Origin of the sequence: Pantoea dispersa, from assembly GCF_035783935.1 — a bacterium.
In the GTDB taxonomy this organism is placed as follows: Bacteria; Pseudomonadota; Gammaproteobacteria; order Enterobacterales; family Enterobacteriaceae; genus Pantoea; species Pantoea dispersa_C.
Map to the genome: position 1 here is coordinate 269251 of NZ_JALKOV010000004.1, position 25739 is coordinate 294989.

General features: G+C 57.4%; 22 protein-coding genes. 12 read left to right on the plus strand and 10 right to left on the minus strand.

Going from position 1 to position 25739, the window contains the following annotated elements:
- Positions 1 to 43: 43 nt before the first annotated feature.
- From fghA to ptrR, 3 genes are read right to left on the minus strand one after another with little or no spacing between them, the layout of a single operon-like run.
- Positions 44 to 886, minus strand: coding sequence for an S-formylglutathione hydrolase (gene fghA / locus MXF20_RS10605; RefSeq protein ID WP_325969227.1), 843 nt, complete (start codon positions 884 to 886; stop codon positions 44 to 46).
- A 12-nt stretch (positions 887 to 898) separates the two neighbouring features.
- On the minus strand, positions 899 to 2023 hold the full coding sequence (locus MXF20_RS10610) for an S-(hydroxymethyl)glutathione dehydrogenase/class III alcohol dehydrogenase (protein ID WP_021509276.1): 1125 nt from the start codon (positions 2021 to 2023) through the stop codon (positions 899 to 901).
- 45 nt (positions 2024 to 2068) lie between these two features.
- Positions 2069 to 2980 (minus strand): putrescine utilization regulator PtrR, encoded by a 912-nt coding sequence (ptrR, locus tag MXF20_RS10615; protein ID WP_325969229.1) that lies wholly within the window; start codon positions 2978 to 2980, stop codon positions 2069 to 2071.
- A 102-nt stretch (positions 2981 to 3082) separates the two neighbouring features.
- Between ptrR and MXF20_RS10620 the strand changes: the two genes are divergently transcribed.
- The 7 genes from MXF20_RS10620 to mglC all read left to right on the plus strand — a co-directional run bounded on the left by MXF20_RS10620 (position 3083) and on the right by mglC (position 11325).
- On the plus strand, positions 3083 to 4213 hold the full coding sequence (locus MXF20_RS10620; protein WP_325969231.1) for a YbfB/YjiJ family MFS transporter: 1131 nt from the start codon (positions 3083 to 3085) through the stop codon (positions 4211 to 4213).
- Between the two features lie 124 nt (positions 4214 to 4337).
- Positions 4338 to 5003 carry a GTP cyclohydrolase I FolE gene (folE, locus tag MXF20_RS10625; protein WP_021509279.1) on the plus strand — a complete coding sequence of 222 codons (666 nt, stop codon included), beginning with the start codon at positions 4338 to 4340 and terminating at the stop codon, positions 5001 to 5003.
- A gap of 54 nt (positions 5004 to 5057) precedes the next feature.
- The gene (yeiB, locus tag MXF20_RS10630) at positions 5058 to 6218 is read left to right on the plus strand and encodes a DUF418 domain-containing protein YeiB (RefSeq protein WP_325969232.1); all 1161 of its coding nucleotides are present in this window, start codon (positions 5058 to 5060) and stop codon (positions 6216 to 6218) included.
- A gap of 142 nt (positions 6219 to 6360) precedes the next feature.
- Positions 6361 to 7401: an HTH-type transcriptional regulator GalS gene (galS, locus tag MXF20_RS10635; RefSeq protein ID WP_325969233.1), complete on the plus strand. Its 1041-nt coding sequence runs from the start codon at positions 6361 to 6363 to the stop codon at positions 7399 to 7401.
- Between the two features lie 307 nt (positions 7402 to 7708).
- Entirely contained in the window at positions 7709 to 8704 is a 996-nt protein-coding gene (gene mglB, locus MXF20_RS10640; protein WP_059009180.1) for a galactose/glucose ABC transporter substrate-binding protein MglB, read from the plus strand.
- 71 nt (positions 8705 to 8775) lie between these two features.
- Positions 8776 to 10296, plus strand: a complete 1521-nt coding sequence (gene mglA / locus MXF20_RS10645) for a galactose/methyl galactoside ABC transporter ATP-binding protein MglA (RefSeq protein WP_021509283.1) — start codon at positions 8776 to 8778, stop codon at positions 10294 to 10296.
- An 18-nt stretch (positions 10297 to 10314) separates the two neighbouring features.
- Positions 10315 to 11325 (plus strand): galactose/methyl galactoside ABC transporter permease MglC, encoded by a 1011-nt coding sequence (gene mglC, locus MXF20_RS10650; protein ID WP_021509284.1) that lies wholly within the window; start codon positions 10315 to 10317, stop codon positions 11323 to 11325.
- 63 nt (positions 11326 to 11388) lie between these two features.
- Here mglC and sanA read toward each other — a convergent pair whose 3' ends face one another.
- From sanA to MXF20_RS10675, 5 genes are all read right to left on the minus strand, one after another.
- Positions 11389 to 12108: an outer membrane permeability protein SanA gene (gene sanA / locus MXF20_RS10655; protein ID WP_325969455.1), complete on the minus strand. Its 720-nt coding sequence runs from the start codon at positions 12106 to 12108 to the stop codon at positions 11389 to 11391.
- A 139-nt stretch (positions 12109 to 12247) separates the two neighbouring features.
- A complete protein-coding gene (locus MXF20_RS10660) occupies positions 12248 to 13945 on the minus strand; it encodes an NAD-dependent malic enzyme (protein WP_058757262.1) in 1698 nt (565 codons plus the stop codon).
- 158 nt (positions 13946 to 14103) lie between these two features.
- A complete protein-coding gene (cdd, locus tag MXF20_RS10665; RefSeq protein WP_325969236.1) occupies positions 14104 to 15000 on the minus strand; it encodes a cytidine deaminase in 897 nt (298 codons plus the stop codon).
- A 124-nt stretch (positions 15001 to 15124) separates the two neighbouring features.
- A complete protein-coding gene (locus MXF20_RS10670) occupies positions 15125 to 15817 on the minus strand; it encodes a CidB/LrgB family autolysis modulator (RefSeq protein WP_222951836.1) in 693 nt (230 codons plus the stop codon).
- Positions 15810 to 16193 carry a CidA/LrgA family protein gene (locus tag MXF20_RS10675; RefSeq protein WP_325969237.1) on the minus strand — a complete coding sequence of 128 codons (384 nt, stop codon included), beginning with the start codon at positions 16191 to 16193 and terminating at the stop codon, positions 15810 to 15812. The genes MXF20_RS10670 and MXF20_RS10675 overlap by 8 nt, the downstream gene beginning before the upstream one ends.
- A 151-nt stretch (positions 16194 to 16344) precedes the next feature.
- Here MXF20_RS10675 and MXF20_RS10680 point away from each other — a divergent pair, with 151 nt between their 5' ends.
- Entirely contained in the window at positions 16345 to 16692 is a 348-nt protein-coding gene (locus tag MXF20_RS10680; protein ID WP_325969238.1) for an endonuclease domain-containing protein, read from the plus strand.
- 250 nt (positions 16693 to 16942) lie between these two features.
- Here MXF20_RS10680 and metG read toward each other — a convergent pair whose 3' ends face one another.
- On the minus strand, positions 16943 to 18976 hold the full coding sequence (gene metG, locus MXF20_RS10685; protein WP_325969240.1) for a methionine--tRNA ligase: 2034 nt from the start codon (positions 18974 to 18976) through the stop codon (positions 16943 to 16945).
- 162 nt (positions 18977 to 19138) lie between these two features.
- Here metG and apbC point away from each other — a divergent pair, with 162 nt between their 5' ends.
- Positions 19139 to 20251, plus strand: coding sequence for an iron-sulfur cluster carrier protein ApbC (gene apbC, locus MXF20_RS10690; protein WP_325969241.1), 1113 nt, complete (start codon positions 19139 to 19141; stop codon positions 20249 to 20251).
- Between the two features lie 3 nt (positions 20252 to 20254).
- Here apbC and MXF20_RS10695 read toward each other — a convergent pair whose 3' ends face one another.
- Positions 20255 to 20698 (minus strand): GNAT family N-acetyltransferase, encoded by a 444-nt coding sequence (locus MXF20_RS10695; protein WP_325969242.1) that lies wholly within the window; start codon positions 20696 to 20698, stop codon positions 20255 to 20257.
- A 312-nt stretch (positions 20699 to 21010) separates the two neighbouring features.
- On the opposite strand from MXF20_RS10695, the gene ahpC reads away from it, so the two are divergent.
- The 3 genes from ahpC (at position 21011) to MXF20_RS10710 (ending at position 25644) form a co-directional block, all read left to right on the plus strand.
- On the plus strand, positions 21011 to 21574 hold the full coding sequence (ahpC, locus tag MXF20_RS10700; protein WP_010617942.1) for an alkyl hydroperoxide reductase subunit C: 564 nt from the start codon (positions 21011 to 21013) through the stop codon (positions 21572 to 21574).
- 70 nt (positions 21575 to 21644) lie between these two features.
- Positions 21645 to 23213 (plus strand): alkyl hydroperoxide reductase subunit F, encoded by a 1569-nt coding sequence (gene ahpF / locus MXF20_RS10705; RefSeq protein WP_058769944.1) that lies wholly within the window; start codon positions 21645 to 21647, stop codon positions 23211 to 23213.
- Between the two features lie 130 nt (positions 23214 to 23343).
- On the plus strand, positions 23344 to 25644 hold the full coding sequence (locus MXF20_RS10710; protein WP_325969243.1) for an ATP-binding protein: 2301 nt from the start codon (positions 23344 to 23346) through the stop codon (positions 25642 to 25644).
- Positions 25645 to 25739 lie beyond the last annotated feature (95 nt).

The following is a 25739-nucleotide window of genomic DNA, read 5'->3' on the forward strand; positions in this document are numbered from 1 at the left end:
AACATGTTCTGCCCCCCGGCATCCGGGGGGCAGAACCGTGCACTTACGCCAGCAAATGCTGCGCGTGGAACCGCAGATGGTCCTCAACGAAGCTGGCGATAAAGAAGTAGCTGTGGTCATAACCCGGCTGGATACGCAGCTCCAGCGGGAAATTCTGCTCATGCGCCACCGCTTCCAGTCGCTCCGGACGTAGTTGATCGGCAAGGAACTGATCGCTATCGCCCTGATCGATCAGCACCGGCAGGCGATGTTCGGCGTTCTGCATCAGCAGGCAGCTATCCCACTCGCGCCACGTCTGGCGATCGTCGCCCAGATAGGCCGCAAACGCTTTCTGTCCCCACGGCACTTCGGTCGGATTGACGATTGGCGCAAACGCGGACGCCGACGCAAAGCGCCCGCCAAGGCGCAGCGCCAGCACCAGCGCGCCGTGGCCGCCCATCGAATGCCCCATAACCGACTGACGATCGCTCAGCTTGAAGTTATCCGCCACCAGCGCCGGCAGCTCCTCGCTGAGATAATCGAACATGCGATAATGCGCCGCCCACGGTTGCTGGGTGGCGTTGAGATAAAACCCGGCGCCCTGGCCCAGATCGTATCCGCTGTCATTGGCCACTGCATCGCCGCGCGGACTGGTGTCCGGCATGATCAGCACCAGACCGAGTTCGGCCGCCACGCGCTGCGCACCGGCTTTGGTGGTGAAGTTCTCATCGTTGCAGGTCAGCCCGGCGAGAAACCACACCACCGGCGGTGGCGCGTCGTCGCGCGGTGGCGGCAGAAAAATGCTGAACGTCATCGGGCAGTTGAGCACGGCGGACTGATGTCGCCAGCGCTGCTGCCAGCCGCCAAAGATGCGGTGTTCTTCCAGCAGTTCCAGAGTGGATGCCATATCGCCTCCTGCTTACTTGTTAAAATGCACCACGGAACGGATCGATTTGCCTTCATGCATCAGCTCAAATGCCTCGTTGATCTCTTCCAGCGGCATGGTGTGGGTGATGAAATCATTCAGCGCAAACTTACCGTCGAGGTAATCCTGCACGATGCCCGGCAACTGAGTGCGTCCTTTCACGCCGCCAAACGCCGACCCGCGCCATACGCGTCCGGTGACCAGCTGGAACGGCCGGGTAGAAATTTCTTCGCCGGCACCGGCGACGCCGATAATTACCGATTCGCCCCAGCCTTTATGGCAGCACTCCAGCGCTGAACGCATCACGTTGACGTTACCGATACACTCAAAGGAGAAGTCCACGCCGCCGTCGGTCATCTCGACGATCACCTCCTGAATTGGCTTAGCAAAATCTTTCGGATTGACCAGATCGGTCGCGCCCAGTTTGCGCGCCAGGTCAAACTTGCTGGTGTTGATATCAATACCGATGATGCGACCGGCCTTCGCCATTTTCGCCCCAATGATCGCCGACAGGCCAATACCGCCGAGGCCGAAAATCGCCACGGTGTCGCCTTCTTTCACTTTGGCGGTATTCATCACTGCGCCCATGCCGGTGGTCACGCCGCAGCCGAGCAGGCACACTTCTTCCAGCGGCGCTTCTTTGCTGATTTTCGCCAGGGAGATTTCCGGCACCACGGTGTACTCAGAGAAGGTCGAGGTGCCCATGTAATGGAAGATTGGCTTGCCGTCTTTAAAGAAGCGGGTGGTGCCGTCGGGCATCAGTCCTTTGCCCTGCGTGGTGCGGATTGCCTGACACAGGTTGGTTTTGCCGGAGAGACAGAATTTACACTTGCCGCACTCTGGCGTGTACAGCGGGATCACGTGATCGCCGACCGCCACGCTGGTAACGCCTTCGCCCACCGCTTCAACCACGCCGCCGCCTTCATGACCGAGGATCGCCGGGAACACGCCTTCCGGATCTTTACCTGACAGGGTGTAAGCATCGGTATGGCAGACGCCGGTGGCAACGATGCGCACCAGCACTTCCCCTTTCTGTGGTGGCATCAGATCCACTTCTTCAATCTTCAGCGGTTCGCCAGCAGCCCAGGCCACGGCCGCGCGGGTTTTAATCATGTTCATGCAATCCCTCTTCCTGTGATGTCGTGATTGGATAAAAAATAACGCTCACTCAGCGGCCTGCAGCGGATGCAGCAGTTCATCGTTGAGCGGGCGGTCATCAAACATTTCAATAATCAGATACTTCAGCGCCTCAACGTTGGGCGTAAAGGCGTCGCGGCGCCACATCAGCCAGGTAGCCGTGTCGCGCCAGGTCGGCGGCAGGCTGTGCTGCTGCACGCGGGCGCGGGCCGGCATCTGCGCCAGCACCGAGGCCGGAATCATCGCCACGCCGCCGCCGCCCGCCACGCAGGCGACCATGGCGTGATAAGACTGAATCTCCATAACGCTGTGCGGCGCGCTCTGGCTGTCGCGATACCAGGATTCCAGCCGGGTGCGGTACGAGCAACTGTTGCCAAAGGCAAACAGCGTATCGCCTTGCGTATCGCGCGCGCTGTGAATCGGCGCGTGTTCAAGGCTGGTGATCAGCACCATCTCTTCACGAAAGGCGATGCAGCCATTGAGGTCGTCATGACTGGCAGGGCCGTCCACCAGCGCCGCCGCCAGCGTGCCGGCGCGCACTTTATCGATGATATCGCCTGAAGTGCCGGTCACCAGCGACAGCGCGACGTTGGGGAAGCGCTGATGGTAGGCGGCCAGCAGTGCCGGCAGGCGGGTGGCGGCGGTGCTCTCCATCGAGCCGAAGGCGAAGTTACCACCGGGTTCACCGGCGCGCGCCATGTTCAGCGCCTCGTCGCTCAACGCCAGAATACGCTGCGCATAATTGAGGAAATTGTGGCCCATCGGCGACAAACGAATGCGCTGCTTCTCACGAATAAACAGATCGACGCCGATTTCTTCTTCCAGCTGTCGCAGTCGCGTGGTGAGATTAGACGGCACGCGATGCAGCATTTCGGCGGCGCGCGCCAGTGAGCCGGTTTCGGCCACGGAACAGAACATGCGGAGCTGTACTAAATCCATATTCTCTTCTCGTAAACAACTTGGTTAATATTATTCACTTTTCGTGAGTCTAAACGTCATGCATGCTGCTGACAAGTGTTAATCCAATCGGCTGGAGTCAGAATGGCGTGGCGAGTCGCGCTTAGCGCGTTTTTAAGTTTAGTGGTTGCAATGGGGATTGGGCGATTTGCGTTTACCCCGCAGGTGCCGCTGATGATTCACGACGGTCAGCTGACGCTCGCCAGCGCCAGCCTGGTCGCGGCGCTGAACTATCTCGGTTATCTGGCCGGATCGTTTGACGCGATGCGCGCGCAGCGGCGCGTGGAGTGGCGGCTGCAGCTGGGCGTCTGGGGCGCTGTTGCGCTGACGCTGCTGTCTGCCTGTATCAGCGGGCCGTGGCTGCACGCGGTGGTGCGTTTCCTGATTGGCGTCGCCAGCGGCTGGGCGATGGTGCTGGTGGCGGCCTGGAGCAATGAGCAACTGCTGCATCACGGCCGGCCAGGCTTGTCGGCAGCGGTGTTTGCCGGTCCCGGCACCGGCATCTTCATCAGCGGTATGCTGGCGGTACTGCTGCACGCCAGCGGCGTCAGCGCTGCGTTTGCCTGGGCGGCGTACGGTGTGCTGGCGCTAGTGCTGATTGCCGCGATTGCGCGTTTCCTGCCGCGCAGCGGACAGCTGCATCGTCCGCAACAGGCCGCCGAGCCGCTGCTGCTGACGCGTGACCTGAAGCGTTTGATCCTCTGTTACAGCCTCGCTGGTTTTGGCTATATTCTGCCCGCCACTTTCCTGTCGCAAATGGCGGCGGCGCGCTTCCCCGACAGCGCCTTTGCCCAGTTTGTCTGGCCGGTGTTTGGCGGCGCGGCGGTGATCGGCATCGTGCTGGGGATCATGACGCGCCACTGGGGCAGCAGCCATCGGCGGCTGGCGCTGGTGCTGTGGGCGCAGGCGTTGGGCGTGATCGCGGCCATCGTGCTGCCGGGCATCAACGGTCTGCTGCTGGCGGCGCTGTTGATTGGCGGCGGCTTTCTCTGCGTGGTACAGCTGTCGCTGCAGTACAGCCGGGAGCTGGCACCGCATCATGCGCGCTATCTCGCCGGCCTGCTGACCACCGGTTATGCCATCGGACAGCTTGGTGGGCCGCTGCTGTCATGGCTTTCCAGCCTGCTGTGGCACCGGCTCGATCCGGCGCTGTGGGTCGCTGGCGGCGGTTTGCTGCTGGCGGGAGCGCTGGTGATACGGCGATCGCCCACCTGAAACGCTTTCATTTCCAATCGGATTGATTGCTGGATTAAGCGCGCGTTGTGTTTCACAATACGCGCTCAGAATTTCCCCCGCAGGCGCAGACCTGCGGGCGCATCACCTGCCGGAGAAGAGTACGATGAGCACCTTAAGTCAGGAAGCCGCCCTGGTTCACGAAGCACTGCTGGCGCGTGGCCTGGAAACGCCATTACGCGCCCCGGTGCGCGACATGGACGACGCGTCGCGCAAGCGCGAGATCGCCGGCCACATGACCCAGATTATGCAGCTGCTGAATCTGGACCTGGAAGACGACAGCCTGATGGAGACGCCGCACCGCATCGCCAAGATGTACGTCGACGAAATCTTTTCAGGTCTGGATTACGCCAATTTCCCGAAAATCACCGTCATCGAAAATAAGATGAAGGTGGATGAAATGGTCACCGTGCGTGATATCACCCTGACCAGCACCTGTGAACACCACTTCGTGATCATCGACGGCAAAGCCACCGTGGCCTATATCCCTAAAGACAAGGTGATTGGCCTGTCGAAGATCAACCGTATCGTGCAGTTTTTCGCCCAGCGTCCGCAGGTGCAGGAGCGTTTAACCCAGCAGGTGCTGGTGGCGCTGCAAACTCTGCTGGGCACCAATAACGTGGCGGTGTCGATCGATGCGGTGCACTACTGCGTGAAAGCGCGCGGCGTCAAAGACGCGACCAGCGCCACCACCACCACTTCACTCGGCGGCTTGTTCAAATCGAGCCAGAACACGCGTCAGGAATTTCTGCGCGCGGTACGCCACAGCTAAGTAGCGCGGGCGGCGTCGTTGTCGCCCGTGTTTCTCTCACCGTCAGGGCACTCGATGCAACGCTATCTCGCGCTGGATTTCATTCGTGGTTGCGCCATTCTCGGCATTTTGCTGCTGAACATTGTCGGCTTTGGTTTGCCCTCGGCGGCCTACCTTAATCCGGCCTGGCAGGGTGAGGTTTCCGCGTCCGATGCCTGGACCTGGGCCATTCTGGATGGTCTGGCGCAGCTGAAATTCCTGACGCTGTTTGCGCTGCTGTTTGGCGCCGGACTGGCGCTGCAGGTGCCGCGTGGCAGCCGCTGGATCTCCACCCGCTTAACGCTGCTGGTGTTTATTGGTTTCCTCCACGCCGTGTTCCTGTGGGAAGGCGATATCCTGCTGGACTACGGCCTGATTGGGCTGATTGTCTGGCGCATGCTGCGTGACGTGCCGTCCGATCGCGCGCTGTTTCATACCGGCGTGCTGCTCTATCTGGTGGGCTGCGCCGTGCTGCTGGTGTTTGGCGTCATCTCCAGTCCGCAGCCGACGCGTTCGTGGCTGCCGGGCGCGGCAGATCTGGAATACGAGAGCTACTGGAAACTGGTTGGCGGCTGGGAAGCGGTGCAGAATCGCCTTGAACAACTGTCGTCCGGCCTGATGGCACTGGCTTCGCAGTATGGCTGGCAGCTGGCCGGGCTGATGCTGATCGGTGCCGCGCTGATGCGCAGCGGCTGGCTGAGCGGCCAGTTCAGTCTGCAGCACTACCGACGCGCAGCAGCGCTGTTGCTCACCATCGGCTGGCTGATTGCTATCCCCGGCGTGCTGGCGCAGTGGCTGCTGCAGTGGGAATTCCGCTGGAGCGGCTTTTTCCTGCAGGTGCCGCGCGATCTCGCCAGTCCGTTTATCAGCCTTGGCTACGCTGCGCTCTGTCTCGGTTACTGGCCGGCCATCGCCACCACGCGCGTCAGTTACGCCATTCAGTGCGTCGGCCGCATGGCGCTGAGCAACTATCTGCTGCAGACGCTAATCTGCACCACGCTGTTCTACCGCTTCGATCTGTTCCTCAAATTTGACCGCCTGCAGCTACTGGCCTTTGTGCCGGCTATCTGGCTGGTCAACATCCTGTTCTCCGTACTGTGGCTGCGCGTCTTCCCGCAGGGGCCGATGGAGTGGATCTGGCGCCGGCTGACGCAGCTTGCCGCCGGGAAAGCCCGTAACGCCTCACCGGGCAGATAATGATGTTCATCACAAAGGTTGCATAATTGTATGTAACCGTTTTCATCCGTGTGACGTAATTCACGCAGCGGTGGCCGATGCCCTGACAAAATAGCGCCGTTACGCGCCAGTCGCGCATTTTCCTCCTCTGTGGAACAGCTGCATGATAACGATTCGTGATGTCGCCCGTCAGGCCGGGGTTTCCGTTGCCACCGTGTCGCGGGTGCTCAATAACAGCAGTGCAGTCACCTCTGATACCCGCGACGCCGTGCTGCAGGCGGTTGAATCGCTCGGCTACCGGCCTAACGCTAACGCGCAGGCGCTGGCGACGCAGGTGAGCGATACCATCGGCGTGGTGGTTATGGATGTTTCCGATCCCTTCTTTGGTGCGCTGGTTAAAGCGGTGGATACCGTGGCGCAGCGCATGCACAAGCATGTGCTCATCAGTAATTCCTGGCATCAGGAAGAGAAAGAGCGTCACGCCATTGAGGTGCTGATCCGCCAGCGCTGCAACGCGCTGGTGGTGCACGCGAAAACGCTTACAGACGCGGAACTGGCGCAGTTTATGGACCAGGTTCCGGGTATGGTATTGATTAATCGTACGATTCCGGGGTACGAGCACCGCTGCGTTTGTCTCGATAATGTTACCGGTGCGCAGGTTGCAACGCGCATGTTGTTACAGCAGGGCCATCAGCGCATTGGTTATCTTAGCTCCAGCCATCCGATTGAGGACGTGGCGCAGCGTCGTGACGGCTGGCTGCAGGCGCTGGCAGAGCAGGGCATCCGGCCGCCGGAAGGCTGGATTGCCCACGCCGAGCCGGATATGCAGGGCGGTGAAGCGGCGATGGTCGAGCTGCTGGGACGCAACCAGCACCTCACCGCCGTGTTCTCCTATAACGACGGCATGGCCGCCGGTGCGCTGACCGCGCTGAAAGATAACGGTATTCAGGTGCCGCAGCATTTTTCCGTCATCGGCTTCGATGACATCCCCATTTCCCGTTACACCGACCCGCAACTGACCACGGTGCGCTATCCTATTGTTTCTATGGCGAAACTGGCCACTGAACTGGCGTTACAGGGGGCGGCGGGCACGCTCGATCCGCACGCGTCGCACTGCTTCATGCCCACGCTGGTGCGGCGTCATTCCGTGGCCCAGCGGCAAATTGTGGAGTCGGTCACTAATTCAGGCGATAGCGCCGTGTAACCGTTTCCAATCTGTGATTGTATTCACAGTTAATTAACATGGCGCTCACTATGATGGCAGCGTCTTACCGGACTGAAACATTATGTAACGCCGGGCTTTCCTTCCCCGGTCTGGTTTCAGTAGCCGATTGAAATGGTTCACAACACTCTTCAGGAAGCGTTTACGTACAGGGAAGTCAGGATAGCGATGGTGGTCCGGCTTGGTAGCAGCGCCTGCCCCATAAAAATAGCGTTTCAACCGACTGCGCTGTCTGCCCGCAGGCAACACGGCGCGATGAAATACCCTGCATAAAAAAACCGGAGATACCATGAATAAGAAGGTTTTCACGCTCACAGCACTGGTTGCCAGCATGATGTTTGGTGCAACTGCGCACGCCGCCGATACCCGCATTGGCGTGACAATTTATAAATATGACGACAACTTCATGTCGATGGTGCGCAAGGACATCGAAAAAGAGGCGAAAGCCGTTGGCGGCATTCAGCTGCTGATGAACGACTCGCAGAACGACCAATCCAAACAGAACGACCAGATTGACGTGCTGATGGCGAAAGGCGTGAAAGCGCTGGCGATCAACCTGGTGGACCCGGCTGCTGCGGCAGTGGTGATCGACAAAGCGCGTGCTAATGACGTGCCGGTAGTATTCTTCAACAAAGAGCCTAACGCGAAAGTGCTGGCCAGCTACGACAAAGCTTACTACGTCGGTACCGACTCTAAAGAGTCCGGCATCAAGCAGGGTGAACTGATTGAGAAACACTGGAAAGCGACGCCAGCCTGGGATCTGAACAAAGACGGTCAGATTCAGTTCGTGCTGCTGAAAGGTGAACCGGGCCATCCGGACGCCGAAGCGCGTACCAAATACGTCATCGAAACCCTGAATAAAGACGGCATCAAAACCCAGCAGCTGGCAATGGATACCGCAATGTGGGATACCGCGCAGGCGAAAGACAAAGTTGACGCCTGGCTGTCTGGCCCGAACGCCAACAAAATTGAAGTGATCATCGCAAACAACGATGCGATGGCGATGGGTGCGGTTGAAGCGCTGAAGGCGCACAACAAAACCAGCATTCCGGTATTTGGCGTTGATGCCCTGCCAGAAGCGCTGGCACTGGTGAAATCCGGTGCGATGGCCGGTACCGTGCTGAACGATGCGGAAAACCAGGCGAAAGCCACGCTGGACATTGCTAATAACCTCGCCAATGGCAAAGAGCCAACTGCGGGTACTAACTTCAAGATGGACGGCAAAGTGGTCCGCGTACCGTACGTACCGGTTGATAAAGAAAACCTGTCGCAGTTTGTGAAGTAATTCGTCCCGGGCGCGGCTTTTCTGCCGCGCCTTATTGCATCTGACCAACGCTTTTTTTAGCCAGGTAAATTATGGCCAGTGAGAATCCGACCACACAGCGTGAATATCTGCTGGAGATGACGAATGTCTCGAAATCATTTCCAGGGGTGAAAGCCTTAGATAATGTGAATTTAAAAGTGCGGCCGCACTCCGTCCATGCCTTAATGGGTGAAAACGGCGCCGGAAAATCCACTTTATTAAAATGCCTGTTTGGGATTTATAAAAAGGATACGGGGAGCATCCTGTTTCAGGGTGAGGAAATAGATTATAAATCATCGAAAGAAGCGCTGGAAAATGGCGTATCGATGGTGCATCAGGAATTAAACCTGGTGCTGCAGCGCAACGTGATGGATAACATGTGGCTGGGGCGCTATCCGCGCAAAGGTCCGTTTGTCGATCAGGATAAAATGTATCGCGACACCAAAGCGATCTTTGATGAATTAGATATTGATATCGATCCGCGCGACAAAGTGGCGACGCTCTCTGTATCGCAAATGCAGATGATCGAAATTGCCAAGGCATTCTCCTATGACGCCAAAATCGTCATCATGGATGAACCAACGTCTTCGCTGACCGAAAAAGAAGTGAACCACCTGTTTACCATTATCCGTAAGCTGAAAGATCGCGGCTGCGGTATTGTTTATATCTCGCATAAAATGGAAGAGATTTTCCAGCTGTGCGATGAGATCACCATTCTGCGTGACGGCCAGTGGATTGCCACCCAGCCGTTGGAAGGGCTGGACATGGACAAGATCATCGCCATGATGGTCGGCCGTTCACTGAACCAGCGTTTCCCGGACAAAACTAACGTGCCGGGTGAAGTGATTCTGGAGGTGCGCAACCTGACCTCGCTGCGTCAGCCTTCGATCCGTGACATCTCCTTTGATTTGCATAAAGGCGAGATTCTGGGGATTGCCGGCCTGGTGGGCGCCAAGCGTACCGACATTGTGGAAACCTTATTTGGTATCCGCGAGAAGTCGGGCGGCACCATTAAACTGCACGGTAAAGCGATTAATAACCACAGCGCCAACGAAGCCATCAACCATGGTTTTGCACTGGTTACCGAAGAGCGGCGTTCAACCGGGATTTATGCCTACCTGGATATTGGCTTTAACTCGCTTATTTCCAATATCAAAAAATATAAATCCAGTATGGGGCTGCTGGATAATAAACGCATGAAAAGCGATACCCAATGGGTCATTGATGCCATGCGGGTGAAAACGCCCGGACATCATACGCAAATTGGATCGCTTTCCGGCGGTAACCAGCAAAAAGTGATTATTGGCCGCTGGTTATTGACGCAGCCGGAAATACTGATGCTTGATGAACCGACGCGCGGGATTGACGTTGGCGCCAAATTTGAAATCTATCAGCTAATTTCAGAGCTGGCGAAAAAAGAAAAGGGCATCATTATTATCTCTTCTGAAATGCCAGAGCTGCTGGGCATTACCGACCGTATTTTGGTGATGAGTAATGGCCAGGTAGCGGGCATTGTCGATACTAAAACGACCTCGCAGAATGAAATCCTGCGTTTAGCGTCATTACACCTTTAATGAAGCAAGGGCTTTAACATGAAAGCGACTACTAAAAAGAATGCGCTAACCTGGTTAAAAGAGGGCGGCATTTATGTTGTCCTGTTGGTACTGCTGGCGATTATTATTTTCCAGGATCCGACTTTTTTAAGCCTGATGAACCTGAGTAACATCCTGACTCAGTCATCAGTCCGAATCATTATCGCCCTCGGCGTAGCCGGTCTGATCGTGACCCAGGGCACCGACCTGTCGGCAGGGCGCCAGGTGGGTCTGGCGGCGGTGGTGGCAGCAACGCTGCTGCAGTCGATGGATAACGCCAACAAGGTGTTCCCGCATCTGGAAACCGTGCCGATTCCGCTGGTGATTCTGACCGTGTGCATCATTGGTGGCGTGATTGGCCTGGTCAACGGCGTGATCATTGCTTACCTGAAGGTGACGCCATTCATCACCACGCTGGGCACCATGATCATCGTGTACGGCATCAACTCGCTGTATTACGACTTCGTGGGCGCTTCACCGATCGCCGGTTTTGACGCTGGCTTCTCGAAGTTTGCTCAGGGCTTCCTGCGCTTTGGCGACTTCAAGCTGTCGTTCATCACTTTCTACGCGATTATCGCCATCGTGTTCGTCTGGATTCTGTGGAACAAAACCCGCTTCGGCAAAAACATTTTTGCCATCGGTGGTAACCCGGAAGCGGCGAAAGTTTCTGGCGTTAACGTTCCGCTTAACCTGATCCTGGTGTATGCGCTGTCCGGCGTGTTCTATGCCTTCGGCGGGATGCTGGAAGCGGGCCGTATCGGCAGTGCCACCAACAACCTCGGCTTTATGTATGAGCTGGATGCGATTGCGGCCTGCGTGGTGGGTGGCGTGTCTTTCGCCGGCGGGGTGGGTACCGTTGCGGGTGTGGTGACCGGTGTGATCATCTTCACCGTGATCAACTACGGCCTGACCTATATCGGCGTGAACCCGTACTGGCAGTACATCATCAAGGGCGGCATCATTATCTTCGCTGTGGCGCTTGATTCACTGAAGTACGCACGCAAGAAATAGCAGAGAACAAGGTCAACCATCAGGGCTGCGGCAACGCGGCCCTTTTTATTTGTTTCGCTTCTGCTATTTCCGCAGCTTCTCTTCCAGCTCAAGCAGCTGTTCCGGTGTTACCGCCGGGTAGCTCTGCGCATCTTCCGGCACTTCATGCACCGCCGGAATCGGCACCAGCGGGCCAAGGAAACGCGGCTCCCGCTTCATCAGATAAAGATCCGCCAGCGCACCGAGGCGCGCACCCACTTCACGGAACCGCACCGACAGCATGTTCTTCGGTGACGGCACCGCGTAGCACTGCGCCTGAATGCCAAGATGCTGGGCAATATACAGCGCGCGTTCACAGTGGAAGCGCTGGGTAATAATAATGAAGTCGTTGGTATCGAAGACTTTGCGCGTGCGCACAATCGAATCCAGCGTGCGGAAGCCGGCATAATCCAGCACGATGTCCGCCGGATCGACGCCGGCTTTGATCAAATCACGCCGCATGGTCATCGGCTCGTTATAACTTTGCAGCGCGTTATCGCCGCTCAGCAGCAGATAATTCACCTTGCCGCTGTTGTAGGCGTTGAGTGCGCCCTGAATACGATACAGGTAATACTGATTGATAACGCCGGTGCGGTAATATTTCGCAGTGCCCAGTACCACGCCAACCTGACGATGCGGTAGCGAGGCGACATCTTCATAAATAAACGGCGCGGTTTTCCAGCTGATCCAGCGATCGAGGCCGAGCGCGGTCGCCATCACCAGTAAGATGATGATAAACAGAGCAAAGAAAACGCGTTTAAGTATGCGCACGGGCACTCGGTTGACGAAAATTCAGATGGGTCAAGGCTACTTGAGGCGGCACGGCTAAGCAAGTTCGCGCCGGTCGGCTGGCGTTTTTTTAAGCGCTGCCGCACCTGAAGCGTGCGGCAGCGTCGGTCTGCAATTAAATCGAGGTACGGCGATAGTGACGATACTGCGGCAGCCAGAAGTTGTTGTTGATGGCTTTCGACAGTACGTCCTCGGAGGTGACCACCGCCACGCCCGCCAGCTGCGCCGCTTTGCCCACTTCCATGGCGATCACTTTGGAGACGCCCTGGATGTCTTTAATCTCTGGCAGCACCGGACCTTCACCGTCATTAACCAGCGGTGAGCAGTCAGCCAGCGCGCGGCTGGCGGTCATCAGCATCGAATCCGTTACGCGGGTCGCGCCGGCAGCGATCACGCCGAGACCGATTCCCGGGAAAATATAGGAGTTGTTGCACTGGGCAATCGGGTAGGTTTTGCCTTTCCAGGTGACCGGTGCAAATGGGCTGCCGGTGGCGACCAGCGCGTCACCGTCGGTCCAGGCGATGATATCTGCCGGCGTTGCTTCCACACGCGAGGTCGGGTTCGAGAGCGGCATCACGATCGGGCGTTTGCAGTGCTTGTGCATCTCGCGAATGATCTCTTCGGTGAACAGTCCCGGCTGGCCGGAAACGCCGATCAGGATATCCGGCTGGGCATTGCGCACCACGTCGAGCAGTGAAATCGAATCGCTGGTAACGTCCCAGTCTTTCAGATTGTCGCTCTTCTGCACCAGCTTGCTCTGGAAATCGAGCAGGTTAGGCAATTTGTCAGTGAGCAGGCCGAAACGGTCTACCATCATCACGCGCGCGCGCGCTTCGTCATCGCTCAGGCCTTCGGATTTCATCTGTGCGACGATCTGCTCGGCGATACCGCAGCCGGCGGAACCGGCACCGAGGAACACCACTTTCTGCTCGCACAGACGGCTGCCTGCGGCGCGGCTGGCGGCGATCAGCGTGCCCACCGTGACAGCGGCCGTGCCCTGAATATCATCATTGAAGCAGCAGATCTCATCGCGGTAACGCTCCAGCAGAGGCATAGCGTTTTTCTGCGCGAAATCTTCAAACTGCAGCAGCACGTTTGGCCAGCGGCGCTTCACCGCCTGAATGAATTCATCAACGAAGGCTTCGTACTCTTCGCCAGTGATGCGCGGATGGCGCCAGCCCATGTAGAGCGGATCGTTCAGCAGTTGCTGATTATTGGTGCCGACATCCAGCACCACCGGCAGGGTGTAGGCCGGGCTGATGCCACCGCACGCGGTGTACAGCGACAGCTTACCGATAGGAATGCCCATGCCGCCGATGCCCAGGTCGCCGAGGCCGAGAATACGCTCGCCGTCGGTGACCACGATCACCTTCACATTCTGCTTGGTGGCGTTTTGCAGCATGTCTTCAATGCGGTCGCGGTTGTTATAAGAGATAAACACCCCGCGCGCGCGACGGTAAATTTCAGAGAAGTGCTCGCACGCCGCGCCAACCGTTGGGGTGTAGATGATCGGCATCATCTCTTCCAGGTGGTTGTCCAGCAGGCGATAGAATAGCGTTTCGTTGGTGTCCTGGATGTTGCGCAGGTAGACGTGCTTGTCGTTATTGTTTTTGAAGTCCAGGAACTGACGCCAGGCGCGCTCGGCCTGCTCTTCGATGGTTTCTACGGCGTCTGGCAGCAGGCCATTGAGGTTAAATTCGTTACGTTCTTCCAGCGAGAAGGCGCTGCCTTTGTTCAACAGCGGAAATTCCAGCAGGATCGGACCCGCGTAAGGAATATACAGCGGACGTTTACTTTCGTACTCGAGTTCCATGCAGTGTTTGCTCCGGTTGCAGTGTTTTCTGACGTGTCGCCAGCAAGAAGGTAACGCCAGACCCGTTCATTGTGAAGTTCTGGCGCCCGATCCTATGAAAATTCCTGCAGATGTACAGCTTTTGTTAATAGAAGGTCACAAAAGCGGTAAAAGGATCACTAAACTGTTGGTTTCGAAACTAAAGTAACTGAGAAATTGCTGCAGCCGAGCGCGGCGAGGGTAGTGCGCGTGGCATCGACCTGGCTCAGCGTGGCGTCGGCGCATTCGGCCAGCACCGCCTGCTGAATCTCTTCCAGTGCTTCGTTGTGCATATTCAGCAGAATCAGCGCGGCCTGTAATGGCGGCAGGCTCGGATTGAAGGCGGCATTTTCGGCATAGCGCCCGGTATAAATCTGGCCGCTGCGGCTCTGCAGCGCCACGCCGCTGTAACTCTGGCTGTAAGGTGCATGGCTGCGGCGGGCGGCATCAATCGCGGCCTGCTGCAGCGCATCGCCCTGTGGCAGGAAACCGTGGTCGACCGGCGTCAGCAGCCGTTCGCTGATATTGAGATCTGCCGGGCCAAAGGCGTCCGGTAGATAGTCGGCCAGCGTGCTGACCGCGCGGCCCGGCAGGCTGATGCGAATTGCCGTGCCGCTATTTAGCTCGTTCATAAACTGACGACAGTGGCCGCACGGCGTGTAATTGACGGTAATGGTTGCCAGCTGCGCTTCGCCACGCAGCCAGGCATGCGTAATGGCGCTCTGCTCGGCGTGGACCGTTTGCTGCAGCGGCGCATGTAAGAACTCCATATTGGCACCGAAGTACCAGTGGCCACTGATGCCGCGCGCGATGGCACCGACGTTAAAGTGCGAAACCGGTGCCACGGCACAGCAGGCGGCAATCGGCAGCAGCGCGAGCGCCAGCGCATCATCATCCAGACCGGTTGCCTGCTGCAATTGAACCACTTCCTGCGGTCGCAGCACGCCGTGAAAATCAGCGGCGTCCAGCAGCGGCTGAAGCGCGTTCTGCAGCGTGGCGGGCAGGGCAGAGAAAGCAGAAGTGAATCGTGCATGCATGATGTTATGGCCTCATTAACTCGTCAGCGGCGAAGCGCCGCCTCAGGGGTTATATGTGATCCATGTCGCTATGACAATGTAAGCTGATTGGCTTGTTTCAACTTTGCGAGATCTCTCGCAAGTTTTAGCCCAGTAAATGCATCAGCAAAGGAAAAATGAAGGGTGCCAGCAGCGAGGTGATAATGCCGCAGATCACCAGCGCCAGCGAACTGAAGGCGCCTTCCTGATAGTCGATCTCCGCCGCCCGCGCGGTACCGAGCGCATGCGATGCGTTGCCAATCGCCAGCCCGCGCGAGGACTTGCTACGCACTTTAAACAGGTTCAGCAGCATGTGACCAAACACTGCGCCCAGCACGCCGGCAATCAACACGCAAATGGCGCTGATGGCGGGAATACCGTGCAGCGAACCCGATACCGCCATAGCGATGGGCGTGGTCACCGATTTTGGCAGGATGGTGGCCGCGATTTCCGGCGTGGCGCCCATCCACAGCGCGATCGCCGTGCCTGACACCATGGCGGTAATGCTGCCGATAAAACAGACGCTGATGATGGTTTTCCAGCGCGCGCGAATCTGATGCATCTGCTCATACAGCGGCAGCGCCAGCGCCACGACCGCGGGCTGCAGCAGCTGATTCAGCAGTGCGCTGCCGGCAAAATAGCGCGCGTAGGGCAGGTGCGTCAGCAGCAGCAGCGGAATAATGATCGCCATCGCCACCAGCAGCGGATTGACGATGGAGAGGTTGATTCTGGCGGCCAGCCGGCGCGCCAGCAGATACGCCACCACGGTAAGCGGCAGTGACCACCAGGCATCACTCATGGCCGGACTCCTTCGGACGCTGCAGGCGTTCGGCGCTCAGGCCGACAATCAGCAACACCAGCAGAGTGCTGACCATGCAGGAAACCACAATCGGACCAAACTGTGCGCTGAGGATATCGGTGTAGCCCATCACGCCAACGCTGATCGGCACAAACAGCAGCGCCATATAGCGGATTAAGAGCTGGCAGCCGGGTTTCACCCACGCCACCGGAATAATCTGCAGCGCCAGCAGGGCAAACAGCAGCAGCATGCCGAGAATACTGCCGGGAAGGGTAAACGGCAGCAGGGTGGCAAGGCCGTTGCCGGCGTACAGCGCGGCATAGACGATGGCAAAGGCGCGCAGATAGCGCCAGCAGGCAGATAGCACGGTGGGCATGTCAGGCTCCTGAATTCGTGGCGCTTCATCATACGCATTAAGCGCATAGCGTGCTAGCGATCACACTGGAATGCAGATTCAGGAATTCAGCCCCGGTGCTTTGCCGCAGCGCAATACGGCGTAAGCTGTCGGGCAGAGCGAAGGAGCAGCGATGAATAATAGCGTGCGACCGCAGCGTACGCTGCGCAAGGCGATGCCGGAAGCCGAGCAAAGACTATGGCGTTATTTACGCAACCGGAATGTGTGTGGCGCGAAATTTCGCCGCCAGCATCCAGTGGGCGGTTACATCGTCGATTTTGCCTGTGTAGCGCGATTGCTGATCGTGGAACTGGATGGCGGACAGCACAATACGCCTGAAGCTCAGGCTTACGATGCCCGACGCACGGCGTATTTACAGCGCTGCGGCTGGCGCGTAATTCGCTTCTGGAATCACCAGGTGTTTAATGAATTTGAGGCGGTGCTGGCGGAGATTTATCGCTGTCTGATGTCAGCGCGGTAAGGCGCGGTGCGGTTTTGCCCTCACCCCAGCCCTCTCCCGCAAGCGGGAGAGGGGGTATTATTGTGCGGGGTTTTGCTATGTGCAGGTTTGATACATGGGTAACAACGTGCGCTGTTCGGTCCCTTTTAATGCGGGAGAGGAAGAGATCAAGCGAGGTTGCTGGCCTGGCTCTGCCCCAAATCCCGCACTCAGCGGTTCCCTCTCCCGTAAGCGGGAGAGGGTTAGGGTGAGGGCCAGCGCGCACTAACCCTTACTTCACCGGCATGCCAGGCTGCGCACCGCTATCCACGGACAGCACAAACAGGTCTTTGCCGCCAGGGCCGGCAGACAGCACCATGCCTTCGGACACGCCGAAACGCATTTTGCGCGGCGCCAGGTTGGCGACGATGATGGTCATCTTGCCCACCAGCACCGACGGATCCGGATAGGCGGCGCGAATGCCGGAGAAAATCTGGCGCTTCTCGCCGCCCAGATCCAGCTGCAGACGCAGCAGCTTATCGGAGCCTTCTACCAGCTCAGCCTGCTCGATCAGCGCCACGCGCATGTCGACTTTGGCGAAGTCGTCAATGGTGATGGTCTCGCCAATCGGTGCATCGGCCAGCGGACCGCTTGCCGCTGGCGTGTTCGCCGCCGCCGCGTCCTCTTTCGAAGCCGCAACCAGCGCCTCCACTTTGGCCATCTCGATACGGCCATACAGCGCTTTAAACGGCGCTACGCTGTGGTTGAGCAGCGGTTGTGCGATGCCATCCCAGCTCAGCTCGCTTTGCAGGAAGGCTTCGGTACGCTCGCTCAGCGATGGCAGCACCGGCTTCAGCCAGGTCATCAGCACGCGGAACAGGTTGATGCCCATCGAGCAAATCGCCTGCAGGTCGGCATCACGGCCTTCCTGTTTCGCCACCACCCACGGTGCCTGCTCGTCGACATAGCGGTTGGCCAGGTCGGCCAGCGCCATGATCTCGCGGATCGCCCGGTTGTATTCGCGGCTGGCCCATGCTTCACCGATCTTCTCTGACGCATCAACAAAGGTCTGATACAGCGCCGGATCCGCCAGTTCGCCTGCCAGCTGGCCGTTGAAGCGTTTGGTGATAAAACCGGCGTTACGCGAGGCGAGGTTCACCACTTTATTGACGATGTCAGCGTTCACGCGCTGGACAAAATCTTCCAGATTCAGGTCGATGTCGTCGATGCGCGAAGAGAGCTTGGCCGCATAGTAGTAGCGCAGGCTGTCAGCATCGAGATGCTGCAGCCAGGTGCTGGCTTTAATAAAGGTGCCGCGCGATTTCGACATCTTGGCACCGTTTACCGTGACATACCCGTGTACGAACAGGTTGGTTGGCTTACGGAAATCGCTGCCTTCCAGCATTGCAGGCCAGAACAGGCTGTGGAAATAGACGATGTCTTTGCCGATGAAGTGATACAGCTCGGTGCTGGAATCTTTTTTCCAGAACTCGTCGAAATCGATGTCGCCGCGCTTGTCGCACAGGTTTTTAAACGATCCCATGTAGCCGATTGGCGCATCCAGCCAGACGTAGAAGTATTTGCCCGGCGCATCAGGAATCTCAAAGCCGAAGTACGGCGCATCGCGTGAGATGTCCCACTGTTGCAGACCCGCTTCAAACCACTCCTGCATCTTGTTCGCCACCTGCTCCTGCAGCGCACCGGAGCGCGTCCAGGCCTGCAGCATTTCGCTGAATGATGGCAGATCGAAGAAGAAGTGCTCAGAATCGCGCATCACCGGCGTCGCGCCTGACACCACCGATTTAGGCTCAATCAGCTCGGTCGGGCTGTAGGTCGCGCCGCACACTTCGCAGTTATCGCCATACTGATCGGGGGATTTACATTTCGGACAGGTGCCTTTGACGAAGCGGTCAGGCAGGAACATGCCTTTTTCCGGATCGTACAGCTGCGAAATGGTGCGGTTTTTGATGAAACCGTTCTCTTTCAGACGGGTATAAATCAGCCCAGCCAGCTGGCGGTTTTCGTCGCCGTGCGTGGAGTGGTAATTGTCATAGCTGATGTTGAAACCCGCGAAATCGGTCTCATGCTCCTGCTTCATTTCTGCAATCATCTGCTCCGGCGCGATACCCAGCTGCTGGGCTTTCAGCATGATCGGCGTGCCGTGCGCGTCGTCCGCACAGATGAAGAACACCTGATTGCCACGCATTCGCTGGTAACGGACCCACACGTCAGCCTGAATGTGTTCAAGCATGTGACCAAGGTGGATAGAGCCGTTTGCGTACGGCAGGGCGCACGTTACCAGTAGTTTTTTAGCGACTTGAGTCATAATTTGCGTAGCATTCCGTGAATAAAAAATCGGGCTTAGATGTTAACCGAAGCACCCTCTGGCGTAAACACAGCAGCTCGGCCACGTCACTTTTAACGCCTATCTGATATGATTGTTGACACACCGCCATCGTCTGGCGTCATGACTAAATTAGGAGTTGGGATGACCGCACAATCCCGGGACCATCATTCACCCGAAGCGTTGCGCGCCGTGGTTATCGGCGTGCTGAGTGATTTTGAGCATCCGACGCTGCACCACAATCTGACTACCCTCAAAGCACTGCGCCATGTGGCGCTGCTCGACGACAAGCTGCATATCGAACTGGTGATGCCATTTGCCTGGGCCAGCGCGTTTGAGGCGCTGAAAGCCCAGACCAGCGCGGAACTGCTGCGCCTGACCAACACGCGCGCCATCGACTGGCGGCTGCGTCATGACATCGCCACCCTGAAACGCGTGAAAAATCAGCCTGGCGTTAACGGCGTGAAAAACATCGTCGCCGTCAGCTCCGGCAAAGGCGGCGTCGGCAAATCCAGCACCGCCGTGAATATGGCGCTGGCGCTGGTGGCCGAAGGCGCGCGCGTCGGGATTCTTGATGCGGATATTTACGGCCCGTCGATCCCGGACATGCTCGGTACCGAAAAGCAGCGGCCTACCTCGCCGGACGGCACGCACATGGCACCGATTATGGCGCACGGCCTGGCGACCAACTCCATCGGTTACCTGGTGACTGACGATAACGCCATGGTGTGGCGCGGACCGATGGCCAGCAAGGCGCTGATGCAGCTGCTGAACGAAACGCTGTGGCCGGATCTCGATTACCTGATTCTGGACATGCCGCCGGGCACCGGTGACATTCAGCTGACGCTGGCGCAAAACGTGCCGGTGACCGGCGCGCTGGTGGTGACCACGCCTCAGGACATTGCGCTGATTGACGCGCGTAAGGGCATGGTGATGTTCGAAAAAGTCAGCGTGCCGGTGCTGGGCGTGGTGGAAAACATGAGCATGCACATCTGCAGCGAATGCGGCCATCACGAACCAATCTTTGGTACCGGCGGAGCACAGAAGCTGGCTGAGGATTATCACACCCGCCTGCTGGCTCAGCTGCCGCTGCACATTAATCTGCGCGAAGATCTCGACGACGGTGAACCGACCGTTATTCGCCGTCCGGAGAGTGAATTCACCGCGCTGTATCGTGAACTTGCGGGCCGGGTTGCCGCCCAGCTTTACTGGCAGGGTGAGGTGATTCCGGGCGACATCGCCTTCCGCGCGGTTTAAGCCTTAACGGCCGCTGGTGCGCGACGCCAGCGGCAGGTGCATCAGCACATATTGCCCCTGTTCGCTCTCGCCCAGCGCTTCGCGCTGCCAGCCGTGCTGCTGATAAAACGCCAGCGCCGCTTCGTTTTGTAGCAGACACTTCAGCGCGCCGGTGGAGGTAAAACGCTGCTGCGCCGCGTTCAGCAACGCACTGCCGACGCCCTGGCCCTGAAAGGCCGGATCGACGTACAGGCTGTGCAAAAAATTATCGTTGTCCATCACGCCGGCAAACCCGGCGCGGTGGCCGGCCAGCTCCGCCACCAGTACCGTTTCACCGTGAATGATCGCGTCAAAATCTTCCAGCTGCCAGTCATCTCCGGCCAGCCATGTCCAGTTGTGGCGCCGCGCCGCCAGAAACAGCGTGCGCAGGAAAGGGCGGTCGGCTTCCTCAAATAAACGAATTTTCACTTCCAGACTCCATGACGAGTACGCGGCCACGTTTTGTCGCGGCGTGTTTAATCGCGCCGCTACGCTGTGGTGCACGCAGTAAAATCGTGCAGCAAAGATGTTTGAATGTTTATAAAAAATAGCAGTTGCTGCGCGCAAAGATAAAGCCTGTTAACTCTGCGCCTTTTCTGTGTAGAATGCCGCGGCAAGCCGCATGAAATCTGGGGTCGGCGCTTTGATAGCTTTTGGTTATCTGATTGATAACGTCTGCGTATTAGAAGTTGGCCCGAAAATTATGTAGCCTGCATCACATCTTTTTAACGGAGGTCACCCATGTCTATCATCAACACCAAAATCAAACCGTTCAAAAACGCTGCGTTCAAAAACGGCGAATTCATCGATGTAACCGAGAAAGACGTTGAAGGTAAATGGAGTGTTTTCTTCTTCTACCCGGCTGACTTCACCTTTGTATGCCCGACTGAACTGGGTGACGTGGCAGACCACTACGAAGAGTTCCAGAAACTGGGCGTAGACATCTACTCCGTTTCTACTGACACGCACTTTACCCACAAAGCCTGGCACGGTTCTTCAGACACCATCGCGAAAATCCAGTACGCGATGATCGGCGACCCGACCGGTGCTCTGACCCGTAACTTCGAAATCATGCGTGAAGCAGAAGGTCTGGCTGACCGCGGTACCTTCATCGTTGACCCGGAAGGCATCATCCAGGCGATCGAAATCACTGCAGAAGGTATTGGCCGTGACGCGTCTGACCTGCTGCGTAAAGTGAAAGCAGCGCAGTACGTGGCGTCTCACCCAGGTGAAGTTTGCCCGGCTAAATGGAAAGAAGGCGACGCAACGCTGGCTCCATCACTGGACCTGGTTGGCAAAATCTAAGTCACCAACGCCCTTTGATCTTTCTTCCATCGGGTGCTGCGGCACCCGATTTTCTTCACAGGAACTCACTATGCTCGACACCAATTTAAAAACCCAGCTCAAGGCTTACCTTGAGAAACTAACGAAACCGGTTGAGTTGATTGCCACACTGGACGATGGCGCAAAATCCGCAGAGATCCGTACTCTGCTGACCGATATCGCGAGTCTGTCTGATAAAGTCAGCTTCCGTGAAGAGAACGATCAACCGGTACGTAAACCCTCATTCCTGATTACTAACCCAGGCAGCCACAGCGGTCCGCGCTTTGCCGGTTCGCCGATGGGCCACGAATTTACCTCACTGGTGCTGGCACTGCTGCAGACCGGTGGGCATCCGTCGAAAGAGGCGCAGAGCCTGCTGGATCAGGTTGTTGCGCTGGACAGCGACCTGCATTTCGAAACCTATTACTCTCTGTCGTGCCACAACTGTCCGGACGTGGTTCAGGCGCTGAACCTGATGGCGGTGCTCAACCCGCGCATCCGTCACACCGCCATTGACGGTGGCATGTTCCAGAATGAAATCACCGAGCGCAACGTGATGGGCGTGCCGGCGGTTTACCTCAACGGCAAAGAGTTCGGTCAGGGTCGCATGAGCCTGGCAGAAATCGTCGGTAAGGTTGACACCAACGCGGACAAACGTGCGGCTGAAGAGCTGAACAAACGTGATGCGTATGAAGTGCTGATCGTCGGCAGCGGCCCGGCGGGCGCTGCGGCGGCCATCTACTCGGCGCGTAAAGGTATTCGCACCGGCCTGATGGGCGAGCGCTTTGGCGGCCAGGTACTGGACACCGTTGACATTGAAAACTACATCTCCGTGCCAAAAACCGAAGGAGCCAAGCTCGCCGGTTCCCTGCGTGCGCACGTTGATGACTATGACGTTGATGTGATTGACACTCAGAGCGCCATCAAGCTGATTCCGGCAGCGAAAGAAGGCGGCCTGCACGCCATCGAAACCGCGTCCGGCGCGGTGCTGAAATCACGCAGCATCATCATTGCTACCGGCGCACGCTGGCGCAACATGGGCGTTCCGGGCGAAGAGCAGTATCGCACCAAAGGTGTGACCTACTGCCCGCACTGTGACGGCCCGCTGTTTAAAGGCAAACGCACGGCGGTGATCGGCGGCGGTAACTCCGGTGTTGAAGCGGCCATCGACCTGGCCGGTATCGTTGAGCACGTTACGCTGCTGGAATTCGCCAGCGAAATGCGCGCCGATAAAGTGCTGCAGGATAAACTGCGCAGCCTGAAAAACGTGGATGTAATCCTGAACGCGCAGACCACCGAAGTGAAAGGCGACGGCAGCAAAGTTACCGGTCTGACCTACATCGACCGAAATAACCAGACCAGCCACGAACTGGCGCTGAGCGGTATCTTCGTACAGATTGGTCTGCTGCCCAACACCAACTGGCTGGAAGGCGCAGTCGAGCGCAACCGCATGGGCGAGATCCTGATCGACGCCAAAGGTGAAACCAGCCTGAAAGGCGTATTCGCCGCCGGCGACTGCACCACCGTGCCGTACAAGCAGATCATCATTGCCAGCGGGGAAGGGGCCAAAGCGTCACTGAGCGCGTTTGATTACCTGATCCGCACCAAACCGGCTGAATAAGTTTTGCGATAGCCACGCAAGCGCCCCGCAACCTGTGTTGCGGGGCTTTTTTTTTGCTCACATTTTGCTTTGCCTGACTAAAATTGTCTGATTAAGTGAGACGCTGTTCATTCATTAACAAGGAAAGCGAATGCGCTATGTGCGGCTACTGCTGATGATGGTACTGGCAAGCGTGATGCTACCCAGCCTGGCGCAACAGCGCTTTTCCCCGGCGGAGCAGGCGTGGATTACTGCCCATCCACGTGTTTATTACACCGTAAACAGTCAGTGGCCACAGGAATCGGTGCGTGACGGCAAGCATACAGGGTTGAGTCGTGAAGTGCTGGACGAAGTGTCGCGGCGCACCGGTATCACCTTTGTTTATGTGCCACCGGGGTCAAACCAACCCCATCCACCGATGATGAACAGCGCCGTTATTGGCAATTTGCTAAGCGATGAGCAGCGCCAGCGCTGGTTACTGACTTTCCCATGGATTAACACCATGCCGATCATTGTCGCCACCAAAGATCAGGTGCAGTTGCGCACGCTCAGTCAGATGCAAGGCAAGCGTATTGCGGTGGCCGCAGACAGTGAATTCGCACCGTGGATACGGCGCAATTATCCGGCCATTCAGGTGGTGGTGAAAGCCGATGTGCGCAGCGCGTTGCAATCGGTGGAAGAGGGTGAAAATGTCGCGGCCATTGCTTCGGGCATGGTGGTGTTGCCGATTTTACAGCGGCATTACATCAATCAGCTCGGCATTGTGGCGCAAATTCCGGAGATGGTGAGCGGCGTCAATATGGGCGTCGATCCCGCTTACCCGCAACTGCGCGATATTCTTAACAGCGTGATGGCCAACATCAGCGCGCGCGATGCCGAACGTCTGTTCGCACACTGGGTCAGTGTTGTCGATATTGGCACCCCCACGCTGCTGTTTGTGCTGTGGCAATACCGTTATCCATTGATGGTAATTGGTGTTCTGCTGGTATTATTGCTGGCGGCGATGCGCTTTGCCTGGGTATCACGCCGACGCGCGATTCGCAGCGAACGGCACAAGAGTCAGTTTCTCGCCATCATGAGTCACGAAGTGCGGACGCCGATGAATGCCATTATCGCCGCGCTGGAATTGCTGCAGCAGAGCACCGGTAGCGCTAAACGTCAGCAGTATATTGACCTTGCCTACTCCTCTTCACAGGATTTGCTGGAGCTGCTCAATAGCGTGCTCGATCATGAAAAAATCAATCAAAACCGCCTTGCGCTAAATCCTGAACCGGTAGCGATTGGCCCCTTGCTGGAAGCCGTCATTGATAGCCAGCGTCCGGCAGCGCAGCGCAAAAGTTTAACGTTGAGCTTTGAGGATGTACGCAGCGACACGCATCAGTGGGCACTGATTGATGCACATCGCCTGCGGCAGATCGTCAATAACCTGATCTCTAATGCCATCAAATTCACCGAGCGCGGCGGCGTTATGTTACGCATTGACGATCGCAACGGGCGGCTGTCTATCCTGGTTCAGGACAGCGGTGTGGGAATTGCGCCAGCGCTACAAAACAAGCTGATGCAAGCGTGGCAGCAAGGCGAACATCAGGCAGGCGGCAGTGGCCTGGGTTTATATATTTGTCGCTCCCTTGTCACGCAAATGCAGGGGACGATGCAACTCAGCAGTGAAGCGGGACAGGGCACGCAGGTCATGATCTCCCTGCCATTGCAGCGGGTGCCAAAGGGTAATGAACAGGAAAATCCGCATCGACTGACATTGCCTGATTTCGCCCAGCATTGTTCGATACTGGTCGTCGAGGATCACATGGCAAACCGACAACTGCTGGCCGAGCAACTTACACGGCTGGCCTGCCATTTCGAACTGGCAGAAGACGGAGAAAAGGCCCTGCAACTGTTCGAAGAAGAAAACTATTACGATATCATCTTGCTGGATTGTGGTCTGCCTGGCATGGATGGTTACACGGTTGCCCGGCAGATCCGTCAGCTGGAACAACAGCAACAACGTGACCGGACGGTGATTATCGCCATTTCGGCACTCCAGTCCGCCAGCCATTTTGCCCACTGTCGGGAAAGTGGCATGGATGGCGTGTTATCCAAACCGATTCGCCTGCGAGAGCTGGCCGCTGAGCTGAAAAAATGGTGTCAGCCAGCCGGAATCACCACGTCGGATGATGCGCCAGCGACGGAGATAGCAGACGATATCTGGCAATCATTGCAGCAGGATGTGCAGGCATTTGCTGCCGCCACCGCGCAGCAGCAAACGCGCTACATGGTGCATCACATCCATCGTATCAAAGGTGTCGCGCTGATGTATCAACTGCATGCGCTGGCTGAATTTGCAGCAACGCTGGAAGCCAGTTTACGCGCGGATCTGCCTGCCGAACAATGGCAGGCAGCGCAGTGGCAACAGCAGCTAATAACGCTTACCTCCCCGCCTAATCCTTGTAAATAATAAGGTTTTGAGAGTGCTCTCGTAGTTGCATAGTGATGTTTTTTTGTTCAATCATCCACTGATGTATCCGGCCGCGCATCCGGTGTGGCCGCAGG